This is a genomic window from Streptomyces sp. NPDC006314 (assembly GCF_040613075.1).
In the GTDB taxonomy this organism is placed as follows: domain Bacteria; phylum Actinomycetota; class Actinomycetes; order Streptomycetales; family Streptomycetaceae; genus Streptomyces.
On sequence record NZ_JBEXRL010000002.1, the window covers coordinates 428060 to 454130 of the forward strand.

General features: G+C 70.4%; 19 protein-coding genes and 1 pseudogene. 8 read left to right on the forward strand and 12 right to left on the reverse strand.

Features of this window, described 5'->3' with window-relative positions; all coding sequences use genetic code 11:
- Positions 1-60: 60 nt before the first annotated feature.
- On the reverse strand, positions 61-1095 hold the full coding sequence (locus ABZ079_RS05070; protein ID WP_356938005.1) for a LacI family DNA-binding transcriptional regulator: 1035 nt from the start codon (positions 1093-1095) through the stop codon (positions 61-63).
- A 380-nt stretch (positions 1096-1475) separates the two neighbouring features.
- Between ABZ079_RS05070 and ABZ079_RS05075 the strand changes: the two genes are divergently transcribed.
- The 7 genes from ABZ079_RS05075 to ABZ079_RS05105 all read left to right on the forward strand — a co-directional run bounded on the left by ABZ079_RS05075 (position 1476) and on the right by ABZ079_RS05105 (position 14102).
- The gene (locus ABZ079_RS05075) at positions 1476-2750 is read left to right on the forward strand and encodes an extracellular solute-binding protein (protein WP_356938006.1); all 1275 of its coding nucleotides are present in this window, start codon (positions 1476-1478) and stop codon (positions 2748-2750) included.
- 102 nt (positions 2751-2852) lie between these two features.
- Positions 2853-3857, forward strand: coding sequence for a sugar ABC transporter permease (locus ABZ079_RS05080; protein ID WP_356938007.1), 1005 nt, complete (start codon positions 2853-2855; stop codon positions 3855-3857).
- 19 nt (positions 3858-3876) lie between these two features.
- Positions 3877-4782, forward strand: coding sequence for an ABC transporter permease subunit (locus tag ABZ079_RS05085; RefSeq protein WP_356938008.1), 906 nt, complete (start codon positions 3877-3879; stop codon positions 4780-4782).
- 167 nt (positions 4783-4949) lie between these two features.
- The gene (locus ABZ079_RS05090; protein ID WP_356938009.1) at positions 4950-6635 is read left to right on the forward strand and encodes a glycoside hydrolase family 13 protein; all 1686 of its coding nucleotides are present in this window, start codon (positions 4950-4952) and stop codon (positions 6633-6635) included.
- Between the two features lie 134 nt (positions 6636-6769).
- A complete protein-coding gene (locus tag ABZ079_RS05095) occupies positions 6770-8146 on the forward strand; it encodes an alpha-amylase family protein (protein WP_356938010.1) in 1377 nt (458 codons plus the stop codon).
- Positions 8147-8307: 161 nt separating this feature from the next.
- A complete protein-coding gene (pulA, locus tag ABZ079_RS05100) occupies positions 8308-13707 on the forward strand; it encodes a pullulanase-type alpha-1,6-glucosidase (RefSeq protein WP_356938011.1) in 5400 nt (1799 codons plus the stop codon).
- Positions 13708-13739: 32 nt separating this feature from the next.
- Positions 13740-14102 (forward strand): isomerase, encoded by a 363-nt coding sequence (locus tag ABZ079_RS05105; protein ID WP_356938012.1) that lies wholly within the window; start codon positions 13740-13742, stop codon positions 14100-14102.
- Between the two features lie 7 nt (positions 14103-14109).
- On the opposite strand, the gene ABZ079_RS05110 is transcribed toward ABZ079_RS05105, so the two are convergent.
- The 5 genes from ABZ079_RS05110 to ABZ079_RS05130 form a co-directional block, all read right to left on the reverse strand.
- A complete protein-coding gene (locus tag ABZ079_RS05110; protein ID WP_356938127.1) occupies positions 14110-14802 on the reverse strand; it encodes a TetR/AcrR family transcriptional regulator in 693 nt (230 codons plus the stop codon).
- Positions 14803-14862: 60 nt separating this feature from the next.
- Positions 14863-15948 (reverse strand): PDR/VanB family oxidoreductase, encoded by a 1086-nt coding sequence (locus ABZ079_RS05115; RefSeq protein WP_356938013.1) that lies wholly within the window; start codon positions 15946-15948, stop codon positions 14863-14865.
- Entirely contained in the window at positions 15948-16844 is an 897-nt protein-coding gene (locus tag ABZ079_RS05120) for a metal-dependent hydrolase (RefSeq protein WP_356938014.1), read from the reverse strand. The genes ABZ079_RS05115 and ABZ079_RS05120 overlap by 1 nt, the downstream gene beginning before the upstream one ends.
- Positions 16845-16943: 99 nt before the next feature.
- The gene (locus ABZ079_RS05125) at positions 16944-18854 is read right to left on the reverse strand and encodes a hypothetical protein (RefSeq protein WP_356938015.1); all 1911 of its coding nucleotides are present in this window, start codon (positions 18852-18854) and stop codon (positions 16944-16946) included.
- A 49-nt stretch (positions 18855-18903) separates the two neighbouring features.
- Entirely contained in the window at positions 18904-19413 is a 510-nt protein-coding gene (locus tag ABZ079_RS05130; RefSeq protein WP_356938016.1) for a tetratricopeptide repeat protein, read from the reverse strand.
- Positions 19414-19549: 136 nt separating this feature from the next.
- Between ABZ079_RS05130 and ABZ079_RS05135 the strand changes: the two genes are divergently transcribed.
- A complete protein-coding gene (locus tag ABZ079_RS05135) occupies positions 19550-19942 on the forward strand; it encodes a hypothetical protein (protein ID WP_356938017.1) in 393 nt (130 codons plus the stop codon).
- A gap of 79 nt (positions 19943-20021) precedes the next feature.
- Here ABZ079_RS05135 and ABZ079_RS05140 read toward each other — a convergent pair whose 3' ends face one another.
- The 6 genes and pseudogenes from ABZ079_RS05140 to ABZ079_RS05165 all read right to left on the reverse strand — a co-directional run bounded on the left by ABZ079_RS05140 (position 20022) and on the right by ABZ079_RS05165 (position 26058).
- On the reverse strand, positions 20022-21566 hold the full coding sequence (locus tag ABZ079_RS05140) for a DUF1996 domain-containing protein (protein WP_356938018.1): 1545 nt from the start codon (positions 21564-21566) through the stop codon (positions 20022-20024).
- A 173-nt stretch (positions 21567-21739) separates the two neighbouring features.
- A pseudogene (locus tag ABZ079_RS05145) lies at positions 21740-21871 on the reverse strand (DNA-binding response regulator); the annotation flags it as partial.
- A 232-nt stretch (positions 21872-22103) separates the two neighbouring features.
- Positions 22104-23150, reverse strand: coding sequence for an NAD-dependent epimerase/dehydratase family protein (locus ABZ079_RS05150; protein ID WP_356938019.1), 1047 nt, complete (start codon positions 23148-23150; stop codon positions 22104-22106).
- A 62-nt stretch (positions 23151-23212) separates the two neighbouring features.
- Positions 23213-23845, reverse strand: a complete 633-nt coding sequence (locus tag ABZ079_RS05155) for a winged helix-turn-helix domain-containing protein (RefSeq protein WP_356938020.1) — start codon at positions 23843-23845, stop codon at positions 23213-23215.
- A gap of 518 nt (positions 23846-24363) precedes the next feature.
- The gene (gene glnII, locus ABZ079_RS05160; RefSeq protein WP_356938021.1) at positions 24364-25395 is read right to left on the reverse strand and encodes a glutamine synthetase; all 1032 of its coding nucleotides are present in this window, start codon (positions 25393-25395) and stop codon (positions 24364-24366) included.
- Positions 25396-25593: 198 nt separating this feature from the next.
- Positions 25594-26058, reverse strand: coding sequence for a MarR family transcriptional regulator (locus tag ABZ079_RS05165; RefSeq protein ID WP_356938022.1), 465 nt, complete (start codon positions 26056-26058; stop codon positions 25594-25596).
- Positions 26059-26071: the final 13 nt, after the last annotated feature.

Sequence of the window (26071 nt, forward strand, 5' to 3'; positions counted from 1 at the left end):
AGTCTGCCAGACCAGGCTTCTTCGCCCGATCATCCCAAGGCCGGGTCCGCCACGCACCTTCTACGACGTACGGACGACATGCGGCGCGGAAGCGGTCGAACCGCGCACCACCAGCTCCGGCATGAACACGAACTCACTGTGCGGCGCCGGCGTCCCGCCGATCTCCTCCAGCAGCGTGCGCACCGCCGCCTGCCCCATCGCCGGGACCGGCTTGCGGACCGTGGTCAGCGGCGGGTCGGTGAAGGCGATCAACGGGGAGTCGTCGAACCCGACGACCGACACGTCCCGAGGCACCTCCAGGCCCCGCTGCCGGGCCGCCCGTATCGCGCCCAGAGCCATCATGTCGCTGGCGCAGACCACTGCCGTGCAGTGCCGCTCGATCAGCGCCGTCGCGGCCGCCTGGCCGCCCTCCAGCGTGTACAGCGAGTGCTGGATCAGCTCGGTCCCGACGGTCTCCGCGGCCAGTCCCAGCTGGTCCTGCATCGCGCGCACGAAGCCCTCGATCTTGCGCTGCACCGGCACGAACCGCTTCGGCCCGAGCGCGAGCCCGATCCGGGTGTGCCCCAGCGACACCAGGTGCGTCACCGCCAGCGACATCGCCGCCCGGTCGTCGGGAGAGATGAACGGCGCCTGCACCTTCGGCGAGAATCCGTCCACCAGCACGTACGGCACGCCCTGCGCCCGCAGCCGCTCGTAGCGCTGCATGTCGGCGGTGGTGTCCGCGTGCAGCCCGGAGACGTAGATGATCCCCGCGACCCCGCGGTCCACCAGCATCTCGGTCAGCTCGTCCTCGGTCGACCCGCCCGGGGTCTGCGTGGCGAGCACTGGCGTGTAGCCCTGGCGGGTCAGCGCCTGGCCGATGACCTGGGCCAGGGCCGGGAATATGGGGTTCTCCAGCTCCGGCGTGATCAGGCCCACCAGGCCCTCGCTGCGCTGCCGCAGCCGTACCGGCCGCTCATAGCCGAGCACGTCCAGCGCGGCGAGCACGGACTGGCGGGTGGTGGCGGCGACGCCCGGCTTCCCGTTGAGGACCCGGCTGACGGTCGCTTCGCTCACCCCCGCCTGCGCAGCGATGTCCGCAAGCCGTGTGGTCACGGCACTGGACTGTACCGGTCGCCTGCCTCCTTGCACACCGGCCGGACGCCGGGCGCGGGCGGCCGGACGGCCTGCCGTGGGTTGCTGCCTCATCGCGCTCCCTCGGATTCATGGTGGCAAGAGCTTGCAGAGTCTTGCACAAGTGCCGTCCCCGCCGCTCAGCGGCGGCACTGGGCGGTTGCGCCGCGGTCGACGCGCGGTCACGGGCGGGTAACCATCGTGTCCCCTTGCACTTTTTTTCTGCAAGGTCTTTCGCGACGCTTACATGGCTGTTACGTTCCCTGTCGCCCGGCCGCCGCAACGGCGCAGTCGGCAAGACGGCAGGGACGGCGGACGGGACCGCTCCTGCACCACACGGGCTCAACCCTCAAGGAGAACTCATGCGGCGTGGCATAGCGGCCTCCGCGCTGGTGGCGTCCCTCGCCCTCACGGCGACGGCGTGCGGCGGGAGCGACGGCGACAGCGGGAAGTCGGACGGCCCGGTCACCATCACCTGGTGGGACACCTCCAACGCCACCAATGAGGCACCGACGTACAAGGCCCTGGTCAAGCAGTTCGAGGCTGCCAACAAGGACATCAAGGTCAAGTACGTCGACGTCCCCTTCGACCAGGCGCAGAACAAATTCGACACGGCCGCCGGCGCCAAGGGCGCCCCGGACGTGCTGCGCTCCGAGGTCGGCTGGACCCCGGCCTTCGCCAAGAAGAGCTACTTCCTGCCCCTGGACGGCACCGAGGCCCTCGCCGACCAGGCCAAGTTCCAGCCGAACCTGATCAAGCAGGCCCAGTACGAGGGCAAGACCTACGGCGTGCCGCTGGTCACCGACACCCTGGCCCTGGTCTACAACAAGGCCCTGTTCAAGAAGGCCGGCATCACCGAGGCCCCCAAGACCTGGGACGAGCTGAAGGCCGACGCCGCGAAGATCAAGGCCAAGACCAAGGTCGACGGCTACTGGGGCTCCACCCAGGCCTACTACGCCCAGACCTTCCTCTACGGTGAGGGCACCGACACCGTCGACGCCTCCGCCAAGAAGATCACCGTCGGCTCGGCCGCCGCCAAGAAGGCCTACGGCACCTGGCTGAGCACGTTCTCCGGCAAGGGCCTGCACAAGGCCGACACCACCGCCGACGCCTACGCCCACATCCAGGACGCGTTCGTCAACGGCAAGGTCGCCGCGATCATCCAGGGCCCCTGGGAGATCACGAACTTCTACAAGGGCAGCGCCTTCAAGGACAAGTCCAACCTCGGCATCGCCACCGTCCCGGCCGGTTCCACCGGCAAGGCGGGCGCCCCGACGGGCGGCCACAACCTCTCGGTCTACGCCGGCTCCGACCAGGCCCACCAGGCCGCGGCGCTGAAGTTCGTGAAGTTCATGACCTCGGCGAAGTCCCAGGAGACCATCGCCCTGAAGAACTCCACCCTGCCCACCCGTGACGACGCCTACACCGCCCAGGTCAAGGCCGACCCCGGCATCGCCGGTTACCAGGGCGTCCTGTCCGCCGCCCAGCCCCGGCCGGCCCTGCCCGAGTACAGCTCCCTGTGGGGTCCGCTCGACACCGAGCTGCCGAAGGTCGCCGGCGGCAAGGAGTCGCTGGACAAGGGCCTGAGCAACGCCGAGCTCGCCATCGCCAAGCTGGTGTCCGGCTTCAGCAAGTGACACCGGGTGGCCGTCGGATCCTGCCTGTACAAGGGGGGAAGGATCCGGCGGCCACCGCCCTGCGCCCAGCCCAACTCCTTGATCCAATGAAGGTGTCGAACCATGACAGTCGCCATCGACCGCGCGACCGGCAAGCGCCGCGGTGACCGCGCGCCTCGGCCCGGGCTGGGGCAGCGCCTGAAGAACGGCTTCCATAAGCACTGGCACGCCTACGCGATGATCGCCCCGGTGGTCGTCGTGCTCGGCGGCATCGTGGCCTATCCGCTGCTGCGCGGCCTCTACCTCACCCTCACGGACGCCAACAGCCTCAACTCGGCTCGTACGATCGGCGTCAACCACATCGACGCCACCTACAGGTTCATCGGCCTGGACAACTACCAGGACATCCTGTTCGGCCCGACGGCGTACGACCGGTTCTGGTCGCACTTCCTGTGGACCGTCTTCTGGACGGCCGCCTGTGTGATCCTGCACTACACCATCGGCCTGGGCCTCGCGCTCATGCTCAACCAGAAGCTCCGCGGCCGCACCGTCTACCGGCTGCTCCTCGTCCTGCCGTGGGCCGTGCCCACCTTCGTCACCGTCTTCTCCTGGCGGATCATGCTCGCCGACTCCGGCGTGCTCAACCAGATCCTCGACGCCCTCCACCTGCCCCAGCCGCAGTGGCTGGAGGACACCTTCTGGCAGCGGTTCGCCGCGATCATGGTCAACACCTGGTGCGGTGTGCCCTTCATGATGCTCTCGCTGCTCGGCGGCCTGCAGTCCATCGACTCCTCGCTCTACGAGGCCGCCGAGATGGACGGCGCGAGCGCCTGGCAGCGCTTCCGGCACGTCACACTGCCGGGCCTGCGCTCGGTCAGCTCCACCGTCGTCCTGCTCGGCATCATCTGGACCTTCAACCAGTTCGTCATCATCTTCCTGCTGTTCGGCAAGAACTCCGCCCCGGACGCCCAGATCCTCGTCACCTGGGCATACCAGCTGGGCTTCGGACAGCAGCCGCGCGACTTCGCCCAGTCCGCCGCCTACGGCGTGCTGCTGCTGTCGATCCTCACCGTGTTCACCTCCTTCTACTTCCGCTGGCTGAAGCGCAATGACCAGCTCGCCGTCTGACGCCGCAGGAGCCGCCGCCATGAGCACCACGACCCTCGACAAGACACAGACGGAGCCGGCCCCCGCCCCTCGGCCCCGGCGCCGCACCCGCCGGCGCGGCGAACGCGGCCCGCTCGGCGCCGCCCTCCTGCACGGCGGCCTCATCGTGGCGAGCCTCATCGCGCTGGCCCCGGTGGCCTGGCTGTTCTACCTCTCCCTCGGCCCGGACAAGGAGGACTACCTGCACCCGGGCGAGATCGCGGGCAAGCTCACGTTCTCCAACTACAGCTTCGTGCTGCAGCACACCGCCTTCTTCGACTGGTTCGAGTCGACGATGATCGTGGCCCTCGGCACCACCCTGATCGGTGTCCTCGTCGCCGCCACCACCGGCTACGCGGTCTCGCGCATGCGCTTCCCGGGCTACAAGGCGCTGATGTGGGTGCTGCTGCTCACCCAGGCCTTCCCGATCGCCATCCTGATCGTGCCGATGTACGAGATCTTCAGCGAACTCGGTCTCGTCGACACCTACTGGTCGCTGATCGTCATCAACTGCACCACGGCCGTGCCCTACAGCGCCTGGCTGCTCAAGGGATACTTCGACACCATCCCCTTCGAGATCGACGAGGCGGGGCGCGTGGACGGGCTCAGCCCCTTCGGCACCTTCTTCCGGCTGATCCTGCCGCTGGCCCGCCCGGGCCTGGCCGTGGCCGCCTTCTACAACTTCATCACCGCCGTCGGCGAGGTGGCCTTCGCGACCACCTTCCTGCTGGACGACTCGAAGTACACCTTCGCCGTCGGTCTGCAGAGCTTCGTCAGCGAGCACGACTCCCAGTGGAACTACATGGCCGCCACCGCGGTGCTGATCGCGATACCCGTGTCCGTGTTCTTCTACCTCGTGCAGAAGAACCTCGTCACCGGTCTCACCGCCGGCGGCACGAAGGGCTGACGCCCTCCTGACGGGAAAGAGGCCCCCGCGCGCCTGATCGCGCGGGTAGGCGGCCGCGGTGCCCATCCGACCCCGCCGGCACCGCGGCCGCCTCGCACACCCCCGGCCCCCGTATCCGCCACCGCACCCACGCCATGACCCGAACTCCGTTATTCACCAAGGACGCCATGAGCCAGCAGCACCCTGCCGCCCCGGCCACCGACTCCGCCGTCGCCACCGTCGCCTCGCGCCGCGACTGGTGGCGGGACGCGGTCATCTACCAGGTCTATCCGCGCAGCTTCGCCGACAGCAACGGCGACGGCATGGGCGACCTGGAAGGCGTACGTTCCCGCCTGCCCTACCTGCGCGACCTCGGCGTCGACGCCGTGTGGCTCAGCCCCTTCTACGCCTCCCCGCAGGCCGACGCCGGCTACGACGTCGCCGACTACCGCGCCGTCGACCCCATGTTCGGCAACCTGCTCGACGCCGACGCGCTGATCCGCGACGCCCACGAGCTGGGCCTGCGCATCATCGTCGATCTGGTCCCCAACCACTCCTCCGACCAGCACGAGTGGTTCAAGCGCGCTCTCGCGGAGGGCCCCGGCTCCCCGCTCCGCGAGCGCTACCACTTCCGCCCCGGCAAGGGGAAGAACGGTGAACTCCCGCCCAACGACTGGGAGTCCATCTTCGGCGGTCCGGCCTGGACCCGGGTCACGGAACCCGACGGCAGGCCCGGCGAGTGGTACCTCCACCTCTTCGCCCCCGAGCAGCCCGACTTCAACTGGGAGCACCCGGCCGTCGGCGACGAGTTCCGCTCCATCCTGCGCTTCTGGCTGGACATGGGTGTGGACGGTTTCCGCATCGACGTGGCCCACGGCCTGGTGAAGGCCGACGGTCTGCCCGACCTCGGCAGCCACGACCAGCTCAAGCTGCTGGGCAACGATGTCATGCCGTTCTTCGACCAGGACGGCGTGCACGCGATCTACCGCCAGTGGCGCAAGGTCCTCGACGAGTACGCGGGCGAGCGCATCTTCGTGGCCGAGGCATGGACCCCGACCGTGGAGCGCACGGCCAACTACGTCCGTCCCGACGAACTCCACCAGGCCTTCAACTTCCAGTACCTGGGCACGGAATGGGACGCGGCCGAACTCCGCGCGGTCATCGACCGCACCCTGGAGGCCATGCGCCCGGTCGGAGCCCCCGCCACCTGGGTGCTCTCCAACCACGACGTCACCCGCCACGCCACCCGCTTCGCCAACCCCCCGGGCCTCGGCACGCAGATCCGCACCGCGGGCGACCGCGCACTGGGCCTGCGCAGGGCCAGGGCCGCCACGCTGCTGATGCTGGCGCTCCCCGGCTCGGTGTACGTCTACCAGGGCGAGGAACTCGGCCTCCCGGACGTCGTGGACCTCCCCGACGAGGTGCGCCAGGACCCGGCGTACTTCCGCGGCGCGGGCCAGGACGGCTTCCGCGACGGCTGCCGGGTGCCGATCCCGTGGACCCGCGAGGGCTCGTCGTACGGCTTCGGAAGCGGCGGCAGCTGGCTGCCCCAGCCCTCGGCCTGGGCGGAGCTGAGCGTGGAGGCACAGACGGGAGTTCCCGGCTCGACCCTGGAGCTGTACCGCGCCGCACTCAGCGTGCGCCGGTCGCAGCCCGACCTCGGCGCGGGTGAGGCGGTGGAGTGGCTGCGGGCGCCGGAGGGCGTCCTGGCCTTCCGGCGCGGGGAGTTCGTGTGCGTCGCGAACACCACGGGGGAGTCGGTGACGACCCCGGCGTACGGCCGCGTCCTGCTCACCAGCGGTGAGGTGACCGAGGCCGACGGCGAGGCGAAGGTGCCGGCGGACACCACTGTCTGGTGGTCGGCGACGGACTGACCGCCCGTCTGGAAGTCCTTGCATCAACTTCACACCGGCCCGCTGCCTTTCAGGCGGCGGGCCTTTAACATCTGCGTCACCGCAAGCTTGCTGAAACATTGCAGCAAGCGCCTTCAACGTCGAAGGACCCCCACATGGCACGCAGAAACCTCCCCGTGGCGGTCGCCCTCACGGCCGCCGCCCTGATGGGCATGAACCCGACCACCGCCGAGGCCACCCCGCCCGGGACCAGGGACGTCACCGCCGTCCTCTTCGAGTGGAACTACGCCTCGGTGGCCAAGGAGTGCACCAGCACCCTCGGCCCGGCCGGCTACGGCTACGTCCAGGTCTCCCCGCCCGCCGAGCACATACAGGGCCCGCAGTGGTGGACGTCGTACCAGCCGGTGTCGTACAGGATCGCGGGCCGCCTCGGCGACCGCACGGCGTTCCAGAACATGGTGAACACCTGCCACGCGGCCGGCGTGAAGGTCGTCGTCGACACGGTCGTCAACCACATGTCGGCGGGCAGCGGCACGGGCACCGGCGGCTCGTCGTACACGAAGTACGACTACCCCGGCCTGTACTCCGTCCACGACTTCGACGACTGCACCTCCCAGGTGACGAACTACGCCGACCGCTGGAACGTCCAGCACTGCGAACTCGTCGGCCTGGCCGACCTGGACACGGGCGAGGAATACGTCCGCAAGACCATCGCCGGCTACATGAACGACCTGCTGACGCTGGGTGTGGACGGCTTCCGCATCGACGCGGCCAAGCACGTCCCGGCCGGCGACCTGGCCGACATCAAGAGCCGCCTGACCAACCCTGCCGTGTACTGGAAGCAGGAGGTCATCCACGGCGCGAACGAGGCGGTCCAGCCGTCCGAGTACACCGGCAGCGGAGACGTCCAGGAGTTCCGGTACGCCTACGACCTCAAGCGCGTCTTCAGCAACGAGAAGCTGGCGTACCTGAGGAACTTCGGTGAGGGCTGGGGCTACCTGGACAACTCGGTGGCCGGGGTCTTCGTGGACAACCACGACACCGAACGCAACGGCAGCACCCTGAACTACAAGGCCGGCGCCGCCTACACCCTGGCCAACGTCTTCATGCTGGCGCACCCCTACGGCGCCCCCGACGTCAACTCCGGCTACGAGTGGTCGGACGCCGACGCCGGCCCGCCCAACGGCGGCAAGGTCAATGCCTGCTGGCAGGACGGCTGGAAGTGCCAGCACGCCTGGCCGGAGATCAAGTCCATGGTCGCCTTCCGCAACGCGACCCGCGGCCAGGCGGTCTCCAACTGGTGGGACAACGGCAACAACGCCATCGCGTTCGGCCGGGGCGGCAAGGGCTTTGTGGCGATCAACCACGAGAGCGGCAGTCTGACCAGGACGTACCAGACGTCCCTGCCCGCGGGCACGTACTGCGACGTGCAGAACAACACGACGGTGACCGTGAATTCCAGCGGGCAGCTCACCGCCACCCTGGGCGCCGACACGGCTCTGGCGGTCTACACCGGCAAGTCGAGCTGCTGAGCGGCCCACTCGCCGGACCTGAAACCTCTTACCAGTGGTTTCAAGCCTCTTGCTGAAAACCTTTCGTCGGCGGTACGGTCGCGCGGACGCCCGGCAGCGCAGCCGTGCCGCGGCGATGGGGTCGGACCCGAAAGAGCCGTAGATCGCAAGGAGTTCCGCCTGTGATACCGAGATGGACGGCGCCCCGCGCGCGCCGTACCCCGCATCGCAGAAGGGCCGCGGCCGTCACGGTCGCCGCCCTCACGGCCGCCCTCGTGCAGCCCCTCGCGGCTCAGGCCGCCGCCCCGCCCGCACCCCCGTCCGACGCGCGGCTCGCCGCCGTACCCGCCCGGCACGACGACACCCGCGAGCAGTTCTACTTCGTCATGCCGGATCGTTTCGCCAACGGGGACACCTCCAACGACCGGGGCGGCCTGACCGGCTCCCGGCTCGCCACCGGCTACGACCCCAGCGACAAGGGCTTCTACCAGGGCGGCGACCTCAAGGGCCTGACCAGGCGGCTCGACTACATCAAGGGCCTCGGCACCACAGCCATCTGGATGGCCCCGATCTTCAGGAACCGCCCGGTGCAGGGCACCGGCGCCGACGCCTCGGCCGGGTACCACGGTTACTGGATCACCGACTTCACCCAGGTCGACCCGCACCTCGGCACCAACAAGGACCTCCAGACCCTCATCTCCAAGGCGCACGCCAAGGGCATGAAGGTCTTCTTCGACGTCATCACCAACCACACCGCCGACGTCGTGGACTATGCGGAGAAGTCGTACGGCTACCTCTCCAAGGGCGCCTTCCCCTACCTGACCAAGGACGGGCGGCCCTTCGACGACTCCGACTACGCGGACGGCGGCGGCAGGTTCCCGGCCGTCGACGCCGGCTCCTTCCCGCGCACGCCGAGGACCACGAACCGGAGCAAGGTACCGGCCTGGCTCAACGACCCGGCGATGTACCACAACCGGGGCGACTCGACCTACGCCGGAGAGTCGACCACGTACGGAGACTTCTCCGGTCTCGACGACCTGTGGACCGAGCGTCCCGAGGTCGTCCACGGCATGGAGAAGATCTACCAGCGGTGGGTGAAGGACTTCCGGATCGACGGATTCCGGATCGACACCGTCAAGCACGTGAACATGGAGTTCTGGACCCAGTGGGCGACCGCGCTGGACAAGTACGCGGCCGAGCGCGGGCGGAAGAACTTCTTCATGTTCGGCGAGGTCTACTCCGCCGACACCTCCGTCACCTCCCCGTACGTCACCCAGGGCCGCCTGGACGCCACCCTCGACTTCCCCTTCCAGGACGCGGCCCGCGCCTACGCCTCCCAGGGCGGCAGCGCGCGGAAGCTCGCGAGCGTCTTCGGTGACGACTACAAGTACACGACCGACAAGGCCAACGCCTACGAGCAGGTCACCTTCCTCGGCAACCACGACATGGGCCGCATCGGGTACTTCCTGAAGCAGGACGACCCGAAGGCGACCGACGCCGAGATCCTCGCCAAGGACAGGCTCGCCAACGAGCTGATGTTCCTCAGCCGCGGCAACCCGGTCGTCTACTACGGCGACGAGCAGGGCTTCACCGGCGCCGGCGGCGACAAGGACGCCCGCCAGACGATGTTCGCCTCCCAGGTCGCCGACTACCTCGACGACGACGAGATCGGCACCGACCGCACCCACGCGAGCGACGCGTACGACACCCGCGCGCCGCTCTACCGGGAGATCGCCGCCCTCTCCCGGCTGCGCAAGGCCAACCCGGCCCTGACGGACGGCGTCCAGACCGAGCGGTACGCGGACGACGGGGCGGGCGTGTACGCCTTCACCCGGACGGACGCCAAGACCGGCCAGGAGTACGTCGTCGCCTTCAACAACGCGGATGAGGCGCGGACGGCGACCTTCGCGACCGGGTCCCCCGACCTGCCGTACCGGGGCGTCTACGGGGCCAGGGGCACCCTGACCTCGGACGCCGAGCGCAAGCTCACGGTCACCGTCCCGGCCGGCTCCGCCGTCGTCTACCGGGCCACCGGCCCGCTCGCCAAGCCCGCCGGCAAGCCGACGATCACCCTGAGGGCGCCGGCCGCCGGGGCGACGGGGACCGTGGACATCACCGCCGACGTCGACGGCGGTCAGCTCAACCGCGTCGTCTTCGCCGCGCAGGTCGCGGGCGGAAAGTGGCGGGTCCTCGGCTCCGCCGACCACGCCCCGTACAAGGTCACCCAGACCATCGGCAAGGACGTATCCGCCGGGACCGCCCTGCGCTACAAGGCCGTCGTGATCGACTCGGCCGGGCGCACCGCGAGTGCCACGGCGGGCAGCACCACCGGCACCCCGCCCGCGGCCGAGGTCCCCACGGCCTCCTCCCGGGACTACGCGATCGTGCACTACAAGCGCACCGACGGCGACTACGGCGACTGGGGTCTGTACGCCTGGGGAGACCTCGCCGACGGTGAGGCCACGAACTGGCCTGCCAGCCACCCCTTCACCGGCCGGGACGCCTACGGCGCCTTCGCCTACGTCAAGCTCAGGCCCGGCGCCTCGAACGTCGGCTTCCTGGTCATCGACAAGGACGGCGACAAGGACGTCTCCGCCGACCGGAGCATCGACGTCACCGGGACGGGCGAGGTCTGGGTCGAACAGGGGAAGCCCGACGTACTGACACAGCGGCCGGACCTCCCCGCCCAGGACAGGACCAAGGCCGTCGTCCACTACCACCGCGCCGACGGGAACTACGACGGCTGGGGCCTGCACGTCTGGACGGGTGCCGCGCACCCCACCGACTGGTCGAACCCGCTGAAGCCGGTGAAGACTGATACCTATGGCGCGGTCTTCGAGGTACCGCTCACCGCGGGTGCCACCAGCCTCAGCTACATCATCCACAAGGGCGACGACAAGGATCTGCCCACCGACCAGTCCCTGGACCTCAAGGCCGACGGCAATGAGGTGTGGCTGTTGAACGGCCAGGAGGAGCACCTGCTGCCGCAGCCCGCGGGCAGTGCCGCCGCCCTCGACCTGACCACCTCCAAGGCCATCTGGCTCGACCGCGACACCCTCGCCTGGAACGGTGCCGACGGCGCCGCGTCCACCCAGCTGCTGTACTCCGGGGACGGTTCGATCGCTGTCAAGGACGCCTCGCTGACCAGCGACGACGAGCGCTGGCTGCGGCTGACGAAGACCACCCTCAGCGACGCCCAGAAGGCGAGGTTCCCGCACCTGAAGGACTACACCGCCTGGTCCGTCGACCCGCGCGACCGGAACCGGGTGCGCGAGGCGGTCAGGGGCCAGCTCGTCGCCTCCCAGCGGGCGGCGAACGGGGCGGTGCTCGCCGCGACCGGCGTACAGACCGCCGGCGTCCTGGACGACCTCCACCCCGGTGCCCGGAAGGCCGCGCTCGGCCCGGTGTTCCACGACGGGAAGCCCACCCTCTCCGTCTGGGCGCCGACGGCCCGGTCCGTCCGTCTCGAGCTGGACGGCCGGAGCGTCACGATGCACCGGAACGACGCCACCGGCGTCTGGTCCGTCACCGGCCCGGCGTCCTGGAAGGGGAAGCCCTACCGGTACGTCGTGCGGGTCTGGGCGCCCGGCGTCCGGAAGATGGTCACCAACAAGGTCACCGACCCCTACTCGGTCGCCCTGACCGCCGGCTCGGAGCGCAGCCTCGTCGTCGATCTGAACGACAGGTCCCTCGCGCCGAGCGGCTGGTCCGGGCTGCGCAAGCCCAAGGCCGTACCGCTGAAGGACGCGCAGATCCAGGAACTGCACATCCGGGACTTCTCGATCGAGGACCGCACCTCGAAGCACCCGGGCACCTATCTGGCCTTCACCGACAAGAACAGTGACGGCTCCCGGCACCTCAAAGCGCTGGCGAGGTCGGGCACCTCGTACGTCCACCTCCTGCCCGCCTTCGACATCGCCACCATCCCCGAGAGGAAGGCCGACCAGGCGACCACCGACTGCGATCTCGCCTCCTACCCGGCCGACTCCGGCAAGCAGCAGGAGTGCGTGGCGAAGATCGCCGCGAAGGACGCCTACAACTGGGGCTATGACCCCTACCACTACACGGTCCCCGAGGGCTCGTACGCCACCGACCCCGACGGCACGGCCCGTACGGTCCAGTTCCGCAAGATGGTCCAGGCCCTCAACGAGGACGGTCTGCGGGTCGTCATGGACGTCGTCTACAACCACACGGCGGCCGCCGGCCAGGCGGACACCAGTGTCCTGGACAAGCTCGTGCCCGGCTACTACCAGCGGCTTCTCGCCGACGGCTCGGTGGCCAGCAGCACCTGCTGCGCCAACACCGCGCCCGAGAACGCGATGATGGGCAAGCTGGTCGTGGACTCGATCGTCACCTGGGCGAGGCAGTACAAGGTCGACGGGTTCCGCTTCGACCTCATGGGCCACCACCCGAAGGCCAACATCCTGGCCGTCCGGAAGGCCCTGGACGCGCTGACCCTCGCCAAGGACGGCGTCGACGGCAAGAAGATCATCCTCTACGGCGAGGGCTGGAACTTCGGTGAGGTCGCCGACGACGCCCGTTTCGTGCAGGCCACGCAGAAGAACATGGCCGGAACCGGGATCGCCACCTTCTCCGACCGGGCCCGTGACGCCGTGCGCGGCGGCGGCCCCTTCGACGCGGACCCCGGCATCCAGGGCTTCGCGTCCGGGCTGTACACCGACCCCAACGCGTCCACGGCGAACGGCACGTCGGCGGAGCAGAAGGCCCGGCTGCTGCACTACCAGGACCTGATCAAGGTCGGGCTGACGGGCAACCTCGCCCCGTACCGCTTCACTGACACGGACGGCAAGGAGGTCACCGGCGCGGAGGTGGACTACAACGGCTCGCCCGCCGGATACGCGGACGCGCCCGGCGACGCCCTCGCCTACGTGGACGCGCACGACAACGAGTCGCTGTTCGACGCGCTGGCCTACAAGCTCCCGAAGGGTACGTCCGCGTCCGACCGGGCCCGTATGCAGGTGCTCGCGATGGCCACGGCCGCGCTCTCCCAGGGGCCGTCCCTGTCCCAGGCGGGTACCGACCTGCTGCGCTCGAAGTCGCTGGACCGCAACTCCTTCGACAGCGGGGACTGGTTCAACGCCATCCACTGGAACTGTGCCGACGGCAACGGCTTCGGGCGCGGGCTGCCCCCGGCGGCCGACAACCGGTCCAAGTGGGACTACGCCAAGCCACTGCTCAGCACCGTGAAGGTCGGCTGCCCGCAGATCACCGGCGCCTCGGCCGCGTACCGGGACCTGCTGAGGATCCGCACCACCGAGCAGGCGTTCTCGCTCGGCACGGCCGCGAGGGTGCAGGACCGGCTGGCCTTCCCGCTGTCCGGCAAGGACGAGACGCCGGGCGTGATCACCATGCGGCTCGGTGACCTGGTCGTCGTGTTCAACGCCACGCCCGAGACGCAGGAGCAGCGGATCGGCACCCTCGCCGGGACGGGCTACCGGCTGCACCCGGTGCAGGCCGCGGGCGCGGACGCGGTGGTGAAGACCTCCTCCTACGCGGCCGGCTCGGGCACGTTCACCGTGCCGGCGCGGACCGTGGCGGTGTTCACCCGGGCGGGGAACTAGGGTGAGGCCGTTGCCGTAGAACAGGAGTGCGCATGCCGCAGATCACCATCGACTACTCCGACGTCCTGGAGAGCGCCTTCGACCGCGAGGGCTTCGCCCGGGCGCTGCACGAGGCGACCGTGGAGATCGCGGCGGCGAAGCCGGAGGCCTGCAAGACGCAGTTCCGGCCGAGCGCGCACACGGTGTTCGGGTATGAGGATCCCGGGGCGCGCGGGCACGCCATCGTGCACGTGACGATCGGGCTCCTCGCCGGACGCGGCGACGAGACGAAGGCGAAGCTGACGGAGACCGCGCTGGAACTGCTGCGCGAGCACGTGGCGGACGCGGCGTTCACCCTGCACGCCTCCACCGAGATCCGCGACCTCGACCCGTCGTACCGGAAGTTCGACCGCTAGGCCTCGTTCAGGACGCGAGGGACATGAGCCGGCCGGCCAGCTCCGCGAAGGGGCCGTCGGCCGGCTCGTCCTTGATCATCGTACGCAGCAGGGCCGCTATCTCCTCGTCGTGGGCGGCGCTGACGGCGGCCAGCGCGGCGAAGTCGCGCACGAGCTGGATCTCCAGCTCGGCCCGCGGGATGCGCCGGCCGTCCAGCCAGATCAGCGCCGTGGACTCGGCCAGCGAGATCCACGAGCGGACGACCAGCTCCAGACGCGCGGACGCGTCGGCCACACCCAGGTGCGACAGCATCTGGTCGTACGCGGCCTGCCGTACGGAGTCGATGAGCGCGTTGGTGGCCGATATGTGGTCCTTCGAGTGGACGCCGTCCGCGGAGACCGCCGGGCCGCCGCGCATCAGCGCCGAGAAACCGGGGCCGTGCTCGTCCACGAAGTCGAAGAAGCGGCGCATCACGCGCAGCAGCCGGGCGCCGAGCGGACCGTCGTGCGGCTCGGCGAAGCGCCCCGCGAGATCCTCCGCGGCGCGCTTCAACGCGGCTTCGTACAGGCTGAGTTTGCCGGGGAAATAGTGGTAGACCAGCGGGCGCGAGATGCCCGCCGCCGACGCTATCTCATCGATGGAGACCTCGTCGGGCGAGCGCCTGCTGAACAGTTCGAGGGCGACGCCGATCAGCTGCTGCCGCCGCTCCTCGACGCCCATCCTGCGGCGAACCCCGATACTCATGCGAACACCTTACCGATCAGATCCGGCCGTCGGTGTTCACATGTCGAGCACCAAACGATCGCTCCCGGCCCGCGATACGCAGATCAGCAGGGAGCCGGATCGTTCCGCGTCCGTCAGCAGCTCGTCCCGGTGATCGACCTCGCCCTCCAGCACGCGCTGTTGGCAGGTCCCGCAGAACCCCTGCTCACAGGAGTAGGCGGTGTTCGGCAGCTCGCGGCGCACGGCGGCCAGCAGGGTGGAGTCGGCGGGCACCGTCAACGTGCGTCCACTGCGCCGCAGTTCCACTTCGAACGGCACGTTCTCATCGGACGACGTGCGGGGTGCGAACCGCTCGAGGTGCAGCGTGGCGCCCTCGGGCAGGCGTGCCTCGACCGCTGTCATCAGGCCCTCGGGTCCGCAGCAGTAGACGGCCGTCCCCTTCGGTACGTCGGCGAACAGCGCGTCCAGGTCCGGACGTCCGTCCTCGTCCTCGGCGACCAGCGTCAGCCTCCCCGAGGCTCCCGACTCCGCTCGAGCGGGGGCCCCCGTCCCGGCGAGTTTGCCCACCTCCTCCAGGAACGGCATCGAGGCCCGCGTCCGCCCGCCGTACAGCAGCCGCCAGTCGGTGCCGTCCGGCAGGGCCCGCAGCATGGGGAGGATCGGCGTGATGCCGATGCCGCCGGCGACGAAGACGTACGAGGGCGCCTCGACGAGGGGGAAACGGTTCCTCGGCCCGCACACCTCCAGCTCCATGCCCTCGGTGAGCCGCTCGTGCACTTCGCGGGAGCCGCCCCGGCCGTCCTCGGCCAGCCGTGCGGCCACCGTGTAGGAGGAGGTGTCCTCGAGGTCCCCGCACAGGGAGTACTGCCGCACGAGTCCGGAGGGCAGGACGAGATCGAGATGGGCTCCGGGCTCCCAGCTCGGCAGACCGCCGCCCTCCAGACGGAGTCGTACGACCCCGTCGGCGATCGTCTCGTGGGAGGTGAGCCGCAGCCGCGGGGACCGCGAACGCGGCCGGCCGGAGACCGGCTGTTCCAGGGCGGGCATCGGCCACAGCGGGGAGGCCTGGACACGGCGGCGCAGGGCCTGCCGGGTCAGCAGGGCGGCGCCCGCGACGAGGGCGGCGGTCCGCAGCTTCGGCATCACGCCACCGCCTTTTCCGCGGCGAGCGCGGCGGGGGAGGAGGCCAGGTAGGCCACGGCCTGGGCGGTGGAGCACTCGTGGGAGGGGTGGTAGGCGCGGCTGAGGTAGCGGGGGACGGACTTCAGCATGTCCCCGGTGGCGGGCAGCGTGCCCTGCCGGCCGCGCTGGTGGAAGTCCTTGAAGGACGCCTTGCCGTCGACCAGCGTCGGGTCGTTCTCCATGAAGAAGCGGACCCCCCGCTGCCACAGGAACACCAGCGCGGAGAAGGCGGCGGCCCAGGTGCGCACCCGGCGCCGGTAGCTGCCGTCGACATGCAGGAACAGGTCGAAGGCGACCGAGCGGTGCTCGACCTCCTCGGCGCCGTGCCAGCGCAGCAGGTCCAGCATGGTCGGGTCGGCGCCCCGCCGGTCCAGCTCGGCCGCGTTGAGCACCCAGTCGCCGAGGAAGGCGGTGTAGTGCTCGATGGCCGCGATGAGGGCCACCCGTTCCAGCAGCCACCAGCGGCGGGCCTTGCCGGGCGGCAGGGTGCGGTCGCCGAGCAGCTTCTCGAAGAACCAGTCGACTTGGGCGGTGTACGGCGTCGGGTCGAGACCCAGCTCGCGCAGGTGCGGCAGGACCTCGTCATGGGCCTGGGAGTGCATGGCCTCCTGCCCGATGAACCCGATGACGTCCTCGCGCAGCCGGTCGTCCCGGATCAGGGGCAGCGCCTGCTTGTACACGTGCACGAACCACCGCTCGCCGGCGGGCAGCAGCAGGTGCAGCACGTTGATGGTGTGCGTGGTGAACGGGTCGCCCGGCACCCAGTGCAGCGGCGTGTCCTCCCATGAGAAGGACACGTTGCGGGCCTTGAGCGGGATGCGCTCGGACTCCACCGGCCGGGCCTGCGTGTGAGACATGGCGTCAATGTACTGGCGGGTAAGGAGCCTGAGAACCCCTGTGGCGGAGCTTGTTTACAGCGGTGTCAACAAAGCGGTCTCCATCGCAAGGCGGTCAACTCAGCGCAAGCCGCTGATGTTCCGTCCGTCCGCCAAGGTGCCCATCAGATCGGCCCGAGCCCCCTTCTCGGCCCGAGCCGCCAGCAACGGCCCCTGCCCGGAAGCGGTGAGCCCACCCGTCGCCCGGATCGACGTCGTCTCCCTGCTGCCGGCCGCCAGCAGGTACCAGTTCCCGGCGCCGGACTTCCACAGCACCCCGGCCAGCACATGGGGATCCCGCGGCCCGCACGCCGGCACGTCCGTGCCCTTGGCGACGACCGTCCCCGCCCGTCCGCCCGGTGTGCGGAACAGGGCCAGCGCGGTCGTACCCCCGCCGCGCCAGGTCTCGGCCCGGGTGCACACCCAGTCGGCCACCCCGCTGCCGTCGGGCAGTGGCTGCTGGGCGTAGGCCCAGGCGTTGACGCTGCGGATGCCCGCCGTGCGCCCGGCCGCCAGCGAGCAGGCGAACGGCGCCCACGCCCGCAGCCCCTGTGCGCCGGACGCCTCGTCCATCGAGCCGGGATGGCCGACGGTGAGGTGGACCGGGACCAGCTCGCCGAGGTCGGTGGAGAGCCGGCTGCCGGAGGCGTCGGCCAGCTGGAGCACGGTCCACGAGGTGCAGGCCCCGGGCCGCAGCGCGGGGCTGGCCAGCGGTGCGGTGATGCCGTCGGTGAGGGTCAGCGGCGTCGCCACCGAGTCCGGCTTCATCACGTCCCGTGCGGCCACCTTCCTGACCCAGGGGGCGACCAGGTAGCGGACGTTGCGGTCGGAGCGGTTCAGCACCAGCGCGCTCGCCTCGGCACCGGTCGCACCGTCGACGCGGGCGAAGTCGAGGGCCGCGCCCCGGGTGCCGTTCTTCGGCTCGGCGTAACGGGCGATGCGCAGGCTGTCGTAGAGGATCACCACCCGGGCGTTGTCGACCTCGCCCGCGTACAGCAGCTGGGGCGGTCCGGCCGGGCCGCCGGTCTGGGTGCCGGGGGTCGCCGAGACGCGGACCGTTCCACCGGGGCGGGCCCAGACCGCCAGGACGCGGCGCAGGAGGGCCCGGTCACCGGTGAGCGGGCCGCGCGCGGGCCACACGGAGAAGTCGGTGCGCGCGGCGGACTCCCAGGCGGAGGCGGGGACGCGGGTCAGTTCGCCGGGGTCGAGGGCGGCCTCGGCGGCCGGGTTCTCGGCGTAGGGGGGCGCGGCGGCACCGTCGGGGCCCCAGCCGCCGCCCGGCAGGGCGACCAGCGCCCCGCACACCGCGAGCGCGGCGGCCGCGGCGAGGGCGGCCTTGGTGTGCCGGCGGCGCCGCACCAGGTCCGTGGGCCGGGCCTGCAGCGAGCAGGGGTCGAACTCGGGGGAGAAGAGCAGCGCGGGCTGCGCGGGCACGCCGTTCGCGGCGGCCAGCGCGCCGCCCGCGTCGTCGACACCGGCGGCCTCCAGGATCGTGCGGACATCGGCGTCGGGCAGCTTCTCCAGGCCGCGCAGCACATACGCGGCACGGGCCGGGCCGGACAGGGTCGACAGCCGCTGGTCCAGGGACAGTTCGTCGGCGCCGCCCGAGTGCGGGAACAGGCGCAGTCCCCAGACCTGGGGCAGCAGCGGCGGCAGCCGGGAGGGCCGGGGCAGGCCCGTGCGGGGACGGGCCGCCTTCAGGGCGGTACGCAGGACGCGCTCGCGCAGATAGGCGTAACCGGGGTCGTCCTCCCGGGCCGAGGCCTGGGCCGGGAGTACGGACGGCTGCTTGCGGCCCCTCGGCAGGGCGCGCTGGGCGAGGGCGTGTGCGGTCAGAACCCGGCGGCGTCGGCCGAGGTCCGGCGGCAGTACCAGGTAGGCGATCCGGACCAGCCGTGGGTAGTGCTCGACGAGCGAGGCCTCGGCCTGCTCGACGTCGACCGGTCCGGTGGCGGCGGGTGCGTGACGCTGGGCTACATCCTGTGACTGCACGTCCGGGAGAACGAGCGAATCGGTGGGAGGTCACCGCCGGATGAGTGGTTCATGACTCCGGTTCGACCAGAGCGCGCGCGTAGTTGGCCATCGACCGCTGGTAGCGCGGCAGATGGGGAGCCAGGGCGCCGAGGACGAGGGACAGACCCTCACGGTCGCGGCCGAGGCTGGACAGGCACAGCGCGAGGCATGCCCGTACCGCGTCGTCCAACTCGTCGGAAGGGGCTTCGAGTTCAGGGGTGAGCAGCTTCACGCCCTCCTCGGCCTGCCCGATGTTCCGGAGCGAACTCGACAGCTGGATCTTGGCCCGCCGGCCCTTGTACCGGCTCACGTCGCCGAGTCCGCGCGCGAGCGCCTCCCGGTACAGCGGCGCCGCCTTGTCCGAGTGCCCGGTCGAGTCCCAGGCGCAGGCCTGCTCGAAGGGGCCCAGCGGGCTGTCGTCCGGCAGTTCGGCGACGAGGGCGTCGATCAGCGCGCGGAACTCGTGCGCGCGTTCTTCCGGATAGTCGTCGAAGGAGGCCCAGACGGCGGCCACGCGATCTTCCCAGTCTCGGTTCACCGGGTCACCCTCGCATACACGTGCGTGTCCGGTCAGCGGATTTGAGCGCACCGACCGCGGGAGCCGTATCCGTGGGACGGGGGTCCCGCGCCGGGGCTCCACGCGGCATGCTTGGCCCACCGGACCGGAGGAACACATGAGGTTGACAGGACTGCTGCTCGGCGCCGCGGCCGTACTGGCGCTGGCGGGCTGCAGCTCGGGTGGGGACACCAAGGCGGTGCCGCCCACCGCGACCGGCAGCCTGGAGAGCCTGGCGGCCGAGGTGAAGTGCAAGCCGAACATGCAGACCGACGCCGACGAGATCCGCCAGGCCATCTGCAGGAACGGTGACGGCAGGTTCATCCTCGCCACCTTCGCCACCGACCGCGGCCAGCGCGAGTGGATCAACGACGCGAAGGACTACGGCGGTCACTACCTCGTCGGCCGCAAGTGGGTGGCCGTCGGCGACGACGGGGTGGTCGAGGCGCTGCGCGGCACGCTCGGCGGCGAGGTGGAGACCGGCGTCGACCACCACGCGCACAGCGGCTGACGCGCTCGGCGGGCACGGCGAAGGCCGGTGACGGGAGGGGGATCCGTCACCGGCCTTCTGTCATGCGCCCCTGCGGGGGTCAGGAGCAGTTCTGACCGCGGTTGATGCAGTTGGCGATCTTGTTGGCCAGACCGTTCCTCGTGACGCTGATGAAGTCGTCGTGGTCCGTGGCCGCCTTGTGCAGCTGCTCGGGGAAACCGTCCACCGCGTAGGCGTTCTTCACCTGGCCGTTCTGGATGGTCGGCGGGGTGATGTTGTACACCAGGCGCATCGTCAGCTGCGGGATCGCCTTGAAGCCGTTCCCGCAGGCGCCGCTCGCGGGATCGGCGAACGCGACGTGCGTGCGGTGGTTGGCGCTGTCGATGTTCTGCCCGTCCCAGCAGCTCTGGAAGGCGAACGTCCGCACCACCTTGCTGCCCTGCGGGCAGATCGGGTACTGCGTCGTCAGCTGGACCTTGTTCTCGAAGCCGGTGCAGCTCCAGTGCGCGTTGGCGTTCGCCAGACCGTTGGTGGTGGTCTTGGCGTCACCGGTGATGATGCGCAGGAACTGCGGCATCGCTACGACCTTGCTCGCCGGGCTGCCCACGTACCTGATCTGGGCCTGCACCGGGGTCAGGATCTTGCCGACGTTGCCTTCCTTGCCGCCGCCGTCCTTGTTCTGGTCGAAGTCCTGGGTACCGTCCTGGACGCGGACCACCGGCCAGTAGTACGACGACACGTCGTTCCTGTTCTGGCAGCTGGTGCCGCTCTGCAGGAACGTGTTGTTGCTGGCGAACGCGTTGATCTTCTGGTTGCCGACGTAGTCGTGCAGGTGGTGGGCGCCGTTGGTCACGCCGGGTGCCACGATCACGTTGTCGGTGTTGAAGTTCTTGTTCGCGTTCACACCGCAGCGGGTGGTGAACGAACCCGTCGAGGCGTTGCCGGTCCTGGCCGGCTTGCCCTGGACGTTCGGTGCGACCTTCGTGATGTCGACGAAGTCCGCCGCCACCGGGCCGTTGCCGGCCTGGCCGCCGATGTTCTGCTGCTGGCCGTTCTGCTGCTGCCCGCCGTTCTGCTGCTGGCCGTTCTGCTGCTGTCCGCCGTTCTGCTGCTGGCCGTTCTGCTGCTGGCCGTCGCCCTGCTGCTGGCCGCCGGCGGTGGTCTGGTTGGCGGTCTGCGTGGTGCAGGCGGCGAGCTGCTTCAGCGCGTTGTCGAAGGCGCCGCCGACGCGCTGGATGTCGATGCGGATCCGGTCGATAGTCGCGGCCCGCTTCTCCTTCAGCGGCCCGACGATCGCGTTCTGCACGAAGCTCGCGTCGTTCGTCTGCGCCTGCCGGGTGGAGGCGAGCCGGGCGTAGGCCTCGGTGATCTGCTTGTCGAGGTTCGCCAGCTCCGTCACCACGCCCCGGCGGGCCGTGTACGGCACGTTCGTCAGCTTCTGGCCGACGTCCGGGCAGGAGATCGTCGCGACTTGAGCCGTCGCGGCCTTCGTCTGGCTGCCTCCCCACGTCTGGTGGTTCGACTCGTGCGCCGAGGCGTAGAAGTTCGCCCAGATCAGCCCGCCCCCACCGAGCGCTAGGGCCGCCGATGCGGCTATGGCCTTGTTGGCCAGCGGCGTACGGCGTTTTCGTGTGTTGCGTCCCATGGAACTCCTCTGACTTCCTTGCGGGGCAGCATCGAGGCGCCCGACAGGAGTGAAGCGGCGTCCTTCCATACGGACGCCGCCTCGGAGGTGTTCAGCGGCCTCACGAATTCATCACGGGTTCATCGCGTCACGACGACCGCAACAACCGCCTGAGCAGCGGAAGTTAGCGGAAATCAGCAGTCTCGGTCGAGATGGGCGAGCACCGCCAGAACGCGCCGGTTGTCGTCTTCCGACACCTCCAGGCCCAGTTTGGTGAAGATGTTGGAGGTGTGCTTGGCGATGGCCCGTTCCGTCACCACGAGTTGCGCCCGCACGCCGGTCAGGATCGCCGGAGTCGTGACGAGTCCGATGCCGAGCGGGATCAGCGCGACGGAGACGAGGGTCAGTACGAGAAACGCCACACCGCAGGGCAGCACCACGAGGGCCAGCACCAGCCCCTGCACCGCGGCCAGCAGCGCCTCCCTGGCCATGGTGCGGAAGGTGTCTCTCTTCGTGTCGGTGTTCATGCCGTCAGCCTCACGGACGGTCACGCACGCGTCAGTCGTCCGAGGCCCCCTCTCGGGGGGTGGTGTCAGGTACACCCCCCGCCTCGGCCAGCACCCGCGCCTCCACCTCCGGATCAAGGCCCTTCACCGTGCGGTCGGGCCGCTGTGGCGCGACTCCGCCGATCTCCGTCAGCCACCGCCAGGTGCCGGCGACGGTCTCGCCGACCGGCCGGCACACCAGCCCGGTGCCCACGGCCCGGGACACGTTCGCGCGGTGCACGGCGTCGTACATCTCGCCGACCGGCGGCACCCACACCGGCAACTGGGTCCATGGTTCGATCCCGGCGTCCAGGATCATCTCCGGGTCGGTCCAGCGCAGCTCGGTGTCCGCGCCGGTGGCCCGGACACACGCTCGGAGCAGGTCGTCCATGGTGGCGTGGCCCGGCGGGCTCACCAGGTTGTACGGCCCGCTCAGCTCCTTCTCCACCGCGCCCACGACCCAGTCGGCGAGATCCCGCACGTCGATGTACTGGAGCGGCAGGTCCCGGGGCCCGGGGGCCAGGACCGGGCCGCCCCGGGCGATCCGGGTCAGCCACCAGGGCAGCCGGCCGACGTTCTCGTACGGACCGAGGATCAGCCCGGCCCGGACCAGCAGCGAGTCCTGCGCGCCGAAGGTCTCCACGGCGGCCAGCTCGCCGCCCCGCTTGTCCCGCGGGTAATCGGTCGCCCCGGCGTCGGCCGCGGCACCCTCGACCAGCGAAGTGTCCTCCGTGGCTCCGGGAGGGGAGGGCCAGGCGTACACGGACCGGCTGGAGATGTACACGTACCGTCCGGCGCGGCCCCGCAGCAGCCGTGCCGCGTCCAGTACCGCGCGCGGCGCCGCCGACCAGGTGTCGACGACGGCGTCCCAGGTGCCGTCGTCGGCGGCGAGGGCGGTGAGGCCGTCGGGAGCGGTGCGGTCGCCGTGCAACGACCGTACTCCGGCGGGAGGTCGGTGCCGGCCCCGATGGAAGACGGTGACCTCCCAGCCGCGGCCCAGCGCGGCCTCCACGACGGCCCGCCCCACGAACTCCGTACCACCCAGCACAAGAAGTCTCATGCCGGTGATCGTGCCCGGTCGGGGCGCGCATCGGTACGGGAATCTGCCGAGGGCAGAGTGGCTCAGCGCCCGGTCGGCGGGGTGTACTTGTAGCCGACCCGGCGCACGGTCTGGATCGTCTGGCGATGCTGGGCGCCCAGCTTGCGGCGCAGCCTGGCGATGTGCACGTCGACGGTGCGGCCGTCGCCGACGTGGCCGTAGCCCCACACCGTGGTGACCAGCTGGTCGCGGGTGTGTACCCGGTGCGGGTGCGCCACCAGGTGCGCGAGCAGCTCGAACTCCAGGTAGGTGAGGTCGAGTTCACGGCCGTCGACGCCGGCGGTGCGCCGCACGGGGTCGATCCGCACCAGCGGGTCGGCGCCCGCCTGCGGCTCGGTCTCCGTGGCCTCCGTCGGGTCCGGCACCGCGACCGGCAGGAACGGCGGTCGCTGGTCGGCCGGGACCAGCACCAGGTAGCCGACCATCGGCGGCCGACCGGGCAGGGTGGGCAGGGTGTGCTGCGGCGCGGGCAGCCAGGTGGCGCCCGGGGGCAGGAAGTCCACGACGTCCCTCCCCAGGCTCTCCACCGCGTTCGAGCGGGGGAGACCCCAGTCCTCGTCCCGGTCGACGGCGCGCAGCCGGTGCCGGGTGCCGTTCGGGACGGGGGTGGTCGGGGCGGTGGAGAGGGCGGTGGAGAGGGAACGAGTGGTCGCCATGAGAGGTCAGCTCTTTCGCGCGAGGAGTTCGTCGGGAGGAGCGACGGCCGCGATTCGTGTGGTCGGGCGCGCCGAGGAGACGTACGTCGTTTCGCGCTGGCCGAAGGCCGGGGTGTACGGCTTTAGAGGGCCCGCGCGTTCATCGCGCGGCAACACACCCGGTCGAAGTCGTGCTGCTGACGGGAAGGCCAGAAGGGCTCGAGGTCATGGCGACCCGTCGCGGTGTGCTTCTGGAAGCTGGCCATGGGCCCATTGAAGCAGACGAGGGCGCCGGACCGGACTCTCCTCTCACTTCCTGGACGCTTCCTTGGCATGAAGTTGACGCTGCGTATGACCGAGGGAGGCCATACGGCCCTGGTCAGCCGATCCTCCACCACTCGTGTGTCCGAAAGCCCGTCTCGGCATACGGACAGGCCGCGCGGGCCGTCACCTTCGCGCGGGCCGGCGCCCGCCGCGGCGGCTCGCATGCGGAAGGGGGCGCCCGCCGTTACGGCGGGCGCCCCCTTCGCGGAGCCGGGTCAGACCTGGCCGGCCTTCTCCAGCGCGGAGCAGCAGGTGTCCACCAGCAGGCGGGTCACCACGTACGGGTCGACGTTGGCGTTCGGACGGCGGTCCTCGATGTAGCCCTTGCCGTCCTTCTCGACCTGCCACGGGATGCGGACGGAGGCGCCGCGGTCGGAGACGCCGTAGGAGAACTTGTCCCAGGGGGCGGTCTCGTGCAGACCCGTCAGACGCTCGTCGATGCCGGCGCCGTAGTTCTTCACGTGGTCCAGCGGCTTGGAGCCCTCGCCGAGCGACTCGCACGCGGTGATGATCGCGTCGTAGCCCTCACGCATGGCCTTGGTGGAGAAGTTGGTGTGCGCGCCCGCGCCGTTCCAGTCGCCCTTGACCGGCTTCGGGTCGAGGGTCGCGGAGATGCCGAAGTCCTCGGCGGTGCGGTACAGCAGCCAGCGGGCCACCCACAGCTGGTCGGAGGCTTCCAGCGGGGCGAGCGGGCCGACCTGGAACTCCCACTGGCCCGGCATGACCTCGGCGTTGATGCCGGAGACGCCGAGGCCCGCCTTCAGGCAGTTGTCCAGGTGGGCCTCGACGATCTCGCGGCCGAAGATCTCGTCGGCGCCGACACCGCAGTAGTAGCCGCCCTGCGGGGCCGGGAAGCCGCCCTCGGGGAAGCCCAGCGGGCGGGAGCCGTCGAAGAAGGTGTACTCCTGCTCGATGCCGAAGATCGGCTCCTGCGCCGCGAACTTCTCGGCGACCCCGGCCAGTTCGGCCCGCGTGTTGGACGGGTGCGGGGTCATGTCCGTGTCCAGGACCTCGCACAGCACCAGGACGTCGTCGCCGCCGCGGATCGGGTCCGGACAGGTGAAGACCGGCTTGAGGACGCAGTCCGAGGAGTGCCCCTCGGCCTGGTTGGTGGAGGAGCCGTCGAAGCCCCAGATCGGCAGCGACTCGAGACCGGCCGGGGCACCCGTGATGATCTTCGTCTTGGAACGCAGCTTGGCCGTCGGCGCGGTGCCGTCGATCCAGATGTACTCAGCCTTGAAGGTCACGGGGCCACATCCTTTGGGGGTGGGTCGGGCGCACTCGGAGGTGCTGCGGCGCTGCGGCACTGGGGCGCCGCTCGATCTGCCGGGCAGCCTGTCAACAGGCGGTTTCCCGTCCATTGCTCGGATGTGAACCCCGTGTTACCTGGTGTTTCTGCTGCGCGGCTCACCTTGTGAGGGCACGCCGGGCGGGGTATGGCGGGCTCACTCCGCCCCGGCCGCGGCCTCCCGTACCCCGTGCAGGAAGTCCCGGATCGCGGTCCGCTGGTGGTCGTCGTAACCGCGCAGCAGCTCCACCGAGCGTTCGATCAGCGGGCCGAAGAACGCCCAGCCGAGTTCCACGGCGCGGTCCTCCACCTCCACGACGACCTTCCGCCGGTCCCGGGCGCCGCGCACCCGGCGCACCTGCCCGGCCCGCTCCAGCCGGTCGAGGAGCGCGGTCGTACCCGCCGAATTGAGGCCGAGGGCGGCCCCGAGCCGCCCGGCGCTCATCTCCTCACCCGCCCGGCGGGCGTCCATCAGCGCGATCAGGGCGCGTACGTCCGTCGGGTGCATGCCGTGGCGCCCGGCGAACCGGGCGCTGTGCAGGCTGAGTTCGACGGTGGCGGCGCGCAGCAGATGGACGATCTCCAGTTCGGGCGCCGAGACGGGGTCGGACGGGGTGGACATGAGGGCCCTCCGG

What these genes read in the sequence shown, in the direction of transcription:
- ABZ079_RS05120 (WP_356938014.1), bottom strand. Translation starts at nt 16,844, where the DNA reads ATGTCTCACACGCAGGCCCGGCCGGTGGAGTCCGAGCGCATCCCGCTC.
- ABZ079_RS05080 (WP_356938007.1), top strand. Translation starts at nt 2,853, where the DNA reads ATGACAGTCGCCATCGACCGCGCGACCGGCAAGCGCCGCGGTGACCGC.
- ABZ079_RS05105 (WP_356938012.1), top strand. Translation starts at nt 13,740, where the DNA reads ATGCCGCAGATCACCATCGACTACTCCGACGTCCTGGAGAGCGCCTTC.
- ABZ079_RS05155 (WP_356938020.1), bottom strand. Translation starts at nt 23,845, where the DNA reads ATGGCGACCACTCGTTCCCTCTCCACCGCCCTCTCCACCGCCCCGACC.
- ABZ079_RS05110 (WP_356938127.1), bottom strand. Translation starts at nt 14,802, where the DNA reads ATGGGCGTCGAGGAGCGGCGGCAGCAGCTGATCGGCGTCGCCCTCGAA.
- ABZ079_RS05140 (WP_356938018.1), bottom strand. Translation starts at nt 21,566, where the DNA reads ATGGGACGCAACACACGAAAACGCCGTACGCCGCTGGCCAACAAGGCC.
- ABZ079_RS05135 (WP_356938017.1), top strand. Translation starts at nt 19,550, where the DNA reads ATGAGGTTGACAGGACTGCTGCTCGGCGCCGCGGCCGTACTGGCGCTG.
- ABZ079_RS05165 (WP_356938022.1), bottom strand. Translation starts at nt 26,058, where the DNA reads ATGTCCACCCCGTCCGACCCCGTCTCGGCGCCCGAACTGGAGATCGTC.
- ABZ079_RS05075 (WP_356938006.1), top strand. Translation starts at nt 1,476, where the DNA reads ATGCGGCGTGGCATAGCGGCCTCCGCGCTGGTGGCGTCCCTCGCCCTC.
- ABZ079_RS05090 (WP_356938009.1), top strand. Translation starts at nt 4,950, where the DNA reads ATGAGCCAGCAGCACCCTGCCGCCCCGGCCACCGACTCCGCCGTCGCC.
- ABZ079_RS05085 (WP_356938008.1), top strand. Translation starts at nt 3,877, where the DNA reads ATGAGCACCACGACCCTCGACAAGACACAGACGGAGCCGGCCCCCGCC.
- ABZ079_RS05115 (WP_356938013.1), bottom strand. Translation starts at nt 15,948, where the DNA reads ATGCCGAAGCTGCGGACCGCCGCCCTCGTCGCGGGCGCCGCCCTGCTG.
- ABZ079_RS05095 (WP_356938010.1), top strand. Translation starts at nt 6,770, where the DNA reads ATGGCACGCAGAAACCTCCCCGTGGCGGTCGCCCTCACGGCCGCCGCC.
- ABZ079_RS05150 (WP_356938019.1), bottom strand. Translation starts at nt 23,150, where the DNA reads ATGAGACTTCTTGTGCTGGGTGGTACGGAGTTCGTGGGGCGGGCCGTC.